The organism is Methylotenera sp., from assembly GCF_030653755.1.
Classification (GTDB): Bacteria; Pseudomonadota; Gammaproteobacteria; order Burkholderiales; family Methylophilaceae; genus Methylotenera.
This window is the reverse complement of sequence record NZ_JAURYU010000041.1, coordinates 81,205-88,327: the sequence shown is the minus strand read 5'-3', so window position 1 is coordinate 88,327 and position 7,123 is coordinate 81,205. Positions and strand designations below refer to the sequence as shown.

The 7,123-nt window shown below is 41.0% G+C and carries 6 protein-coding genes; 4 read left to right on the top strand and 2 right to left on the bottom strand.

What is annotated here, in order from left to right:
- The first annotated feature begins 5 nt into the window (after nt 1-5).
- Genes miaA through Q7U33_RS07405 form a run of 3 tightly spaced genes read left to right on the top strand, consistent with a single transcriptional unit; the run spans nt 6 to nt 2,416 of the window.
- Complete coding sequence (miaA, locus tag Q7U33_RS07415; RefSeq protein WP_304859223.1) at nt 6-890, top strand: tRNA (adenosine(37)-N6)-dimethylallyltransferase MiaA; 885 nt, start codon at nt 6-8, stop codon at nt 888-890.
- Entirely contained in the window at nt 890-1,477 is a 588-nt protein-coding gene (locus Q7U33_RS07410) for a hypothetical protein (protein ID WP_304859217.1), read from the top strand. The genes miaA and Q7U33_RS07410 overlap by 1 nt, the downstream gene beginning before the upstream one ends.
- Before the next feature lie 9 nt (nt 1,478-1,486).
- Entirely contained in the window at nt 1,487-2,416 is a 930-nt protein-coding gene (locus Q7U33_RS07405) for a DUF2157 domain-containing protein (protein ID WP_304859215.1), read from the top strand.
- A gap of 69 nt (nt 2,417-2,485) precedes the next feature.
- Here Q7U33_RS07405 and dapC read toward each other — a convergent pair whose 3' ends face one another.
- Nucleotides 2,486-3,688: a succinyldiaminopimelate transaminase gene (gene dapC, locus Q7U33_RS07400; RefSeq protein ID WP_304859213.1), complete on the bottom strand. Its 1,203-nt coding sequence runs from the start codon at nt 3,686-3,688 to the stop codon at nt 2,486-2,488.
- A 14-nt stretch (nt 3,689-3,702) separates the two neighbouring features.
- On the opposite strand from dapC, the gene Q7U33_RS07395 reads away from it, so the two are divergent.
- Nucleotides 3,703-4,596: a DMT family transporter gene (locus Q7U33_RS07395; protein ID WP_304859211.1), complete on the top strand. Its 894-nt coding sequence runs from the start codon at nt 3,703-3,705 to the stop codon at nt 4,594-4,596.
- 254 nt (nt 4,597-4,850) lie between these two features.
- Here Q7U33_RS07395 and Q7U33_RS07390 read toward each other — a convergent pair whose 3' ends face one another.
- Complete coding sequence (locus tag Q7U33_RS07390; RefSeq protein ID WP_304859209.1) at nt 4,851-6,974, bottom strand: bifunctional diguanylate cyclase/phosphodiesterase; 2,124 nt, start codon at nt 6,972-6,974, stop codon at nt 4,851-4,853.
- Nucleotides 6,975-7,123: the final 149 nt, after the last annotated feature.

The window sequence follows — 7,123 nt, the reverse complement described above, 5'->3', positions numbered from 1 at the left end:
CCGATTTGGCAGTAAGTCTATATAAAAAACTGCCGATAGAATTGATCAGCGTAGATTCTGCGCTAGTTTATCAAGACATGAATATAGGTACGGCAAAGCCAAGTGCTGAAGTATTGGCAGAGGCACCACATGCTTTGATTGATATTATTCCACCCACTGATGTTTACTCAGCATCTCAGTTTAGAAGTGACGCATTAAGGTTAATGGCTGATATCACAGCACGTGGAAAAATTCCATTGTTGGTCGGTGGAACAATGCTTTATTTTAAAGCGCTAGAGGAAGGCTTAAGTCAATTGCCTGAAGCGGATGCTGATGTTAGGCAACAAATTGAACAAGAAGCGTTAGAAGTGGGCTGGCCTGCCATGCATGCAAAACTAGCATTGATAGACCCTGAAAGTGCTGCACGTTTACAGCCTAACGATGTGCAAAGAATAGAGCGTGCTTTAGAGGTTTTCCGAATTACTGGGCGATCCATGACGTCACTGCATCAGGCCACAAGTGGTGATACCTTACCGTATCGATTGCTTAAGATTGCGCTAGTGCCTAGTGATCGCAAAGTGTTGCATGAGCGCATTGCCGTCAGATTTGATCAAATGCTAGCGGATGGGTTTATTGACGAAGTCAAAGCATTAGTGAAAAAACATCCTGCATTGACACCTGATAGTACTTCAATGCGTTGCGTTGGTTATCGTCAAGCTTTGGAGTATTTGGCAGGCGTGTATGATGAAGCTGAATTGCGCGATAGAGGTATTTTTGCAACGCGTCAGTTAGCCAAGCGTCAGCTGACATGGTTGCGTAGCATGGAAAATATACAACAAGTAGATTGTTTAAATACACTGATGCATGAGGACGTGTTGAATACTGTTGCCGCATTTATTAAGGGACAATAATGAAAAACTTTATTAAAGAAAACTTGGTATTGGTCGTAGGTCTGACTTTGCCTATATTGTTGATTTTTATTTTCTTTGCATCGACTGTGATTCCACAGTTAATGAGTCCACCACCACAATATGAAATGTTGTTCACCACCAAGCAATATGATTACCAGAATAAGCCAGACTACTTGATTGATTTTTTAGTTAAAAACCAGAAGTTAATGGTTAAAGTAAACAAGAATGAGAATAAAGACCGAAGCGATGATTTAACGCGATTGATGGTTTACGATGCCAAGACTGACAGCGTGCGTGAAATTACAGTGGATATTTCTAAAGCCGCTGCATCCGTAGTTGATGGTGTTGCAGTATTGCAAGAAACGGAAAATATGATGATTGATACGGCAATGGTCTCACCAGATGGATATCGACTAGATGGCCCCAGTTATGGTGGGGGCGGTATGGTCGGTGGGTTGTTTGGTGCTGGCTACCGCGATAATGGCTTTAGGCTTAGAAAAGGAAGTATTGGTTATAAAATCCCTAATACACAACAGCATTATTACTATAACCAAGTGAAATTTGTTGGTTGGGTCATCAAAAAATAAGGAGCTGCCATGTCACTTAAAGAGGATGCTTTGCAAGATATCGTTTCACTAGCGAAACATAATCAAATCACCTTAGCTGAGATTGCACACGCACTTAATGCATCGTTGCAGCAGCCAAACCAAGAGCCATCGGGAGTGCTGTCCAAGTTGTTTGGGTACATAGGCGGTATTTTCGTGTTTGCAGGCATTGGTGTTTTTATATCAATGTATTGGGATGACTTTAGCTCAGCCTCACGTGTGATTGTGACTCTAGGCACGGGCTTGACAGCTTTTGTGATGGGCTTGATTTGTCTGACTGATGCTAAATATGAGCGTGCTGCAACGCCATTATTCTTAATATCGACGGTGTTGCAACCCACTGGCATTATGGTGATGTTGCAGGAGTACTCATCAGGGGATGATGTGCGTCATGGCTTGTTGTTCATGGCTAGCTATATGCTGGTTCAGCAAGGGGCAGTTTTTTGGGGGAAACAGCGTACGGTGATGGCGTTTAGTGCAATATTGTTCGGATGTATCTTTTTTGCAAATTTATTTGATATCTGGGACGTGAATGAAAAGTTGATTGGGATGGTGATTGGTAGCGCTTTATTGTGTATTGCGTATGCGATTAATCAATCTAAGCATATTGCGATTGCCCCGTTTTGGTACTTTGTTGGGGCTGTGTTGCTATTATGGTCAATATTTGAATCTGTAGAAAATACCTTGTTGGAACCTTTGTACCTTGGCGCTACAGCTTTTATCATATTTTTAAGTACATATGTGCGCAGTAGAACGCTCTTACTGGTAGGTACCATCACGATGTTGTTATATATCGGATACTATACTGCAGAGCATTTCGCAAACACCGTGGGCTGGCCTATTGCGTTGGTGATGATAGGCATTGCCTTAATTGGCCTGAGTGCACTGGCAGTGCGCTTGAATAATCAATACATTAAGTAGATGTGAGCGGTAAATTAATTGCAATATGACTAATCTGCATTAATACAGATTAGTCATATTGTTAGTCAGTTAGAAATGAGCGCTGATTCGATTAGCAGCTTCAATGCATTCATCATATGAGGCGACTAGCGCCATGCGGATGAAGTTTTTACCTGGATTAACACCGTGCGCATCGCGCGCTAAAAAACTGCCAGGAAGCACTGTAATATTGAGGTCTCGGTATAGTTTTACGGCAAAATCTGTATCAGAAATGCTCGGGTCATTAATCTTTGCCCATAGATAAAATGCGGCATCTGGGACTGTTACGTCCAATACCTTAGTCAGCAATGGCGTTACATCTTTAAATTTCGCGGCGTACAACCTGCGGTTTTCAATGACGTGTGCTTCATCATCCCATGCCGCAATAGAGGCGGCTTGAACTGCAGGATTCATCGCGCAGCCATGATAAGTGCGGTAGAGCGTAAATGATTCAATAATTTTTTCATCGCCCGCAACAAAACCTGAACGCATGCCAGGTACATTGGAGCGCTTAGAAAGCGAGCTGAATACGACGAGATTCTTGTAGTCTCTGCCTAATAGATGCGCAGCTTGTAATGCACCTAATGGCGGTGATTTTTCATCAAAATAAATTTCTGAATAGCACTCATCGGCAGCAATCACGAAGTTGTATTGGTCAGATAGGCTAAAAATGTTGCGCCATTGGTCTAAACTCATTACCTTGCCAGAAGGGTTGCCAGGACTACAAATGTATACCAGTTGTGTACGTGCTAATACATCGGTTGGCACGCTAGTAAAATCCATGACGTGGTGATGGTTTGGGTCTTGATGTGGCAGTGTATTTAGAAAGTAGGGGGTAGCGCCAGCCAGAAACGCAGCACCTTCGTAGATTTGATAAAACGGATTTGGTGAAATGACAACAGGGTCGGTTTTTGTTTTATCAATAATGACTTGAGCAAATGCAAATAATGCTTCGCGGCTACCTGTTACTGGCAAAATCGCTTTTTCAGGACTAAGGGTAGGTACTTGATAGCGACGTGTAATCCAGTTGGAAATCGCACTTCTTAGCTCAATTGAGCCTATAGTCGTGGGATAATTAGCTAAACCAGTTAGGTGGTTTACTAATGCGTCTTTAATTAACTGCGGAGTTTCGTGTTTAGGTTCACCTATCGATAAGTTAATAGGTGTATAACCTGCATTGGGAGTAATCCCTTTAAATAAATCACGCAGACGTTGAAATGGGTAGGGTTGTAATAAATTTAGATTTGGATTCATAAGGTAACATTATAGTGAGCAACAGCAATAATAAAAACTTTTTTGCGGTATTCGGCCTACTTTTTGGCGCTTTTTGCTGGGGAATTATCTGGTACCCGTACCGTTTGATGGCTGATGCTGGAGTGTCTGGCGTTGCTTCTAGCTTCTACACTTACGCGATTACGATTGCGATTACCACTATTTTTTTAGGTAAGCATTGGCGAGGGGCTGCTAAACTTCCTGCAAGTATCATTTGGCTTGGTTTGGTAGCAGGATGGACAAACTTAAGTTATGTACTTGCCATTATTGATGGTGAAGTGATGCGTGTCATGTTGTTGTTTTATTTGTCACCATTTTGGACCTTAATCCTTGCTCACTTTTGGTTAAAAGAAAAAACGCAACTCACGGGATATATTGCCATTGCTGCGTCATTGCTTGGTGCATTTATTATGCTTCACGATCCTAAGTTTGGTTATTTACCATTGCCTAGAAATGCCGCTGAGTGGCTTGCAGTATCTGCAGGGATAGGATTTGCGCTAACGAATGTGATTGCAAGAAAATCTAGCCATTTATCTTTGACTGCTAAGTCCTATGCCATATGGATAGGTGTCATTGTTGTTGCTTTGTTGTTTGTGCCTGTTGCCCAATCTTCTATACCAAGCCCTACTGTCTTTACTTTGATAGATTGGAGCGTAATGATATTAATTGCAATCTTGTTGATTGCTGCAACTTTCTTCGTGCAATATGGTGTAGCCAGAGTTGAAGCCACAAGAGCTTCTGTATTATTTTTATTTGAATTGGTGGTTGCTGCCATCGCTTCTTATTATCTTGCCCATGAAACCATGGATTTGAATGAGTGGATTGGTGGAAGCTTAATTGTGGTTGCTGCTATTTTTGCGGGTATACATCATCAGGATAATGCTAATTAATTGATATTGCGAAAGGCGTATACTTAGATAAGCATACTATATAGATAATAAGTTATCTAAATTTTGTTACCTGTGTTACCTTAGCCGAATGAATAAAATAATCTCAATAGTCCTACTCGTTTCTGCTATCTTTATTAGTGGGTGTCATCACTTCGGACATCATTGCCCCCCAGGCCAAGCAAAAAAAGGCAATTGCATTTAATGTAAATACTGCCTCGTCGGTCTATTAACTGATTTTTTTGCTATCAATTGAGCTACCTAATTTGGTCTATCACGAACTGTTCGAATTTCTGCTCAGGTAAAGGCTTGCTGTAGTAGTATCCTTGTAGTTCATCACAGCCTATAGATTTTAGGTAATCGTATTGGTATTTCGTTTCTACACCTTCAGCAATGACCTCTATGCCAAGGCTTTGTCCTAGGACGATAATTGCTTTCAGTATTGCCTTGTTTGCAGGGTCCTCTTCAATACTACTGACGAATACTTTATCGATTTTCAATCGGTCGATTGGAAAGTCTTTTAAGTAAGCCAAGCTTGAATAACCAGTACCAAAATCATCAATGGCTAGTTTTACCCCAATTTTTTTGAGTGAATGTAACGTTTCTATAAACTTTGTTGAATCATCTATCAGTGTATTTTCTGTTATTTCTAGCTCGAGGTAGCTAGGGTCTAGTTGAGTGACAGTTAAGATTTTTTTGATGGTGTTGGCTAAGTTGGATTGCCTGAATTGTCTAGGGGAAACATTGACTGCGATAGGGATATATTGACCAGTTTTTTCCTGCAAAGCTTTGGCTTTATAGCATGCTGTAGCGAGCACCCATTCACCGATTGTTTCTATTAAACCTGTTTCTTCCGCAATGTTGATAAACTTAAGTGGTGATATCAACTCGCCACCTTCAGGCTGCCAGCGTATTAAAGCCTCAGCGCCACATATTTTACCTGTCGCAAAATTCACCTTGGGTTGGTAATACAGTATGAACTCTTCTAGTTCAATGGCTTGGCGTAAGTTGTATTCTAGTGTGACGCGTTCAGTTAATGCGATGTTCAGTGCTTGCGTGTAAATTTGGAAGTTATTCCTACCCGCTTTCTTAGCTTTGTACATGGCTGTATCAGCATTGCGAAGTAATGCGTTGGCATCAAGTCCATCATTAGGGTAAATGCTAACACCGATGCTACAGGTAACTAAGTAATCTAGACTGTTAATCGTTAGTGGGACAGCAACGGCTTCAAGTACACGTTGCATGCTAAGGAAAATATCATTGGTGTCATCAATATTGGTGAGTAATATGACAAACTCATCACCGCCAAGTCTTACCACAGTGTCGATTTCACGGACTGAGCTGGATAATCTATTTGCCATGATAATGAGCAGCTCATCTCCAACCTCATGTCCCATGCTATCGTTAATGAGTTTAAATTGGTCTAAATCTAAAAATGCAACCGCCATTTTATTTTTATAGCGATTGGCAAAATTAATACATAACTGTAGCCTATCATTAAGCATGTTCCGGTTTGGTAAACCCGTTAAGCTGTCATGCATCGCTTGATATTCTAGTTTTTCTTCATAGCTCTTACGAGCAGTGATGTTTTCAACCGTTCCCTCGTAATAGAGCAGATTGCCTGATTCATCAAGCACAACACGTGCATTTTCTGAGATCCAAATCGTACTTTTATCTTTTCGATACACTAATGATTCAAATTTTTCTACGCTATCGTTGTCTTTAAGTAATTGTACAAACTCTTCACGACGGCCAGGCTTTACATATAGCTGCTCTTGTATGTTATTGAATGCAAGAATAAGCTCTTCAGGGGAGCTGTAACCGTACATGCGCGCAAGTGATTGATTAACGATTAAATAATGCCCATCAGCGGTTGTTTGAAAGATACCTTCAAGGGTGTTTTCGAAGATTGAACGGTATTTCAGTTCTGCTGCGAGAAGTGATTGTTCGATGCTTTTGCGTTTTGCAATATTCTGAATGTAGCCTTCTAAGGCGATGACTGCTCCTGCATCGTTATAAATTGGATTGCCGCGTTCTAATACCCAAATAACACTGCCATTGGCATGTTTGATGCGATACTCAACTTCGTACCGAGTACCTTCATTTAGTGCATTGTTGATGGTGTCGCGCACCATGATTCGGTCATCTTCCAATGTCACGGCTTCATAAGAAATATGTTTGTTCTGAAGCAGGTCATCAGGGTCATAACCAGTCAACTCCTTGCAGCCATTACTGACAAAAACCATGGTCCAGTCTTTATCGTAAAGACAGCAGTACAACATTCCTTCAAGATTATGCATCAACGCATCATGCATGTGCTTATCACTCTTAAAAGCGACAATCGATGTCTCAGGTTGATATGGTGCTGATGCAGGGTTCATTGATTGGTTATGCCAAAATTGATGCTTGTGTCAGTTAAGCATTAACTATGCCATCTTATATTGAATGCGTATTTTGTGTTCAATCATTCAAACGCTGCTTTTTAAAAGGACTTAATGAAAATGCTTATCTATCCTTAATTCTACTTGCT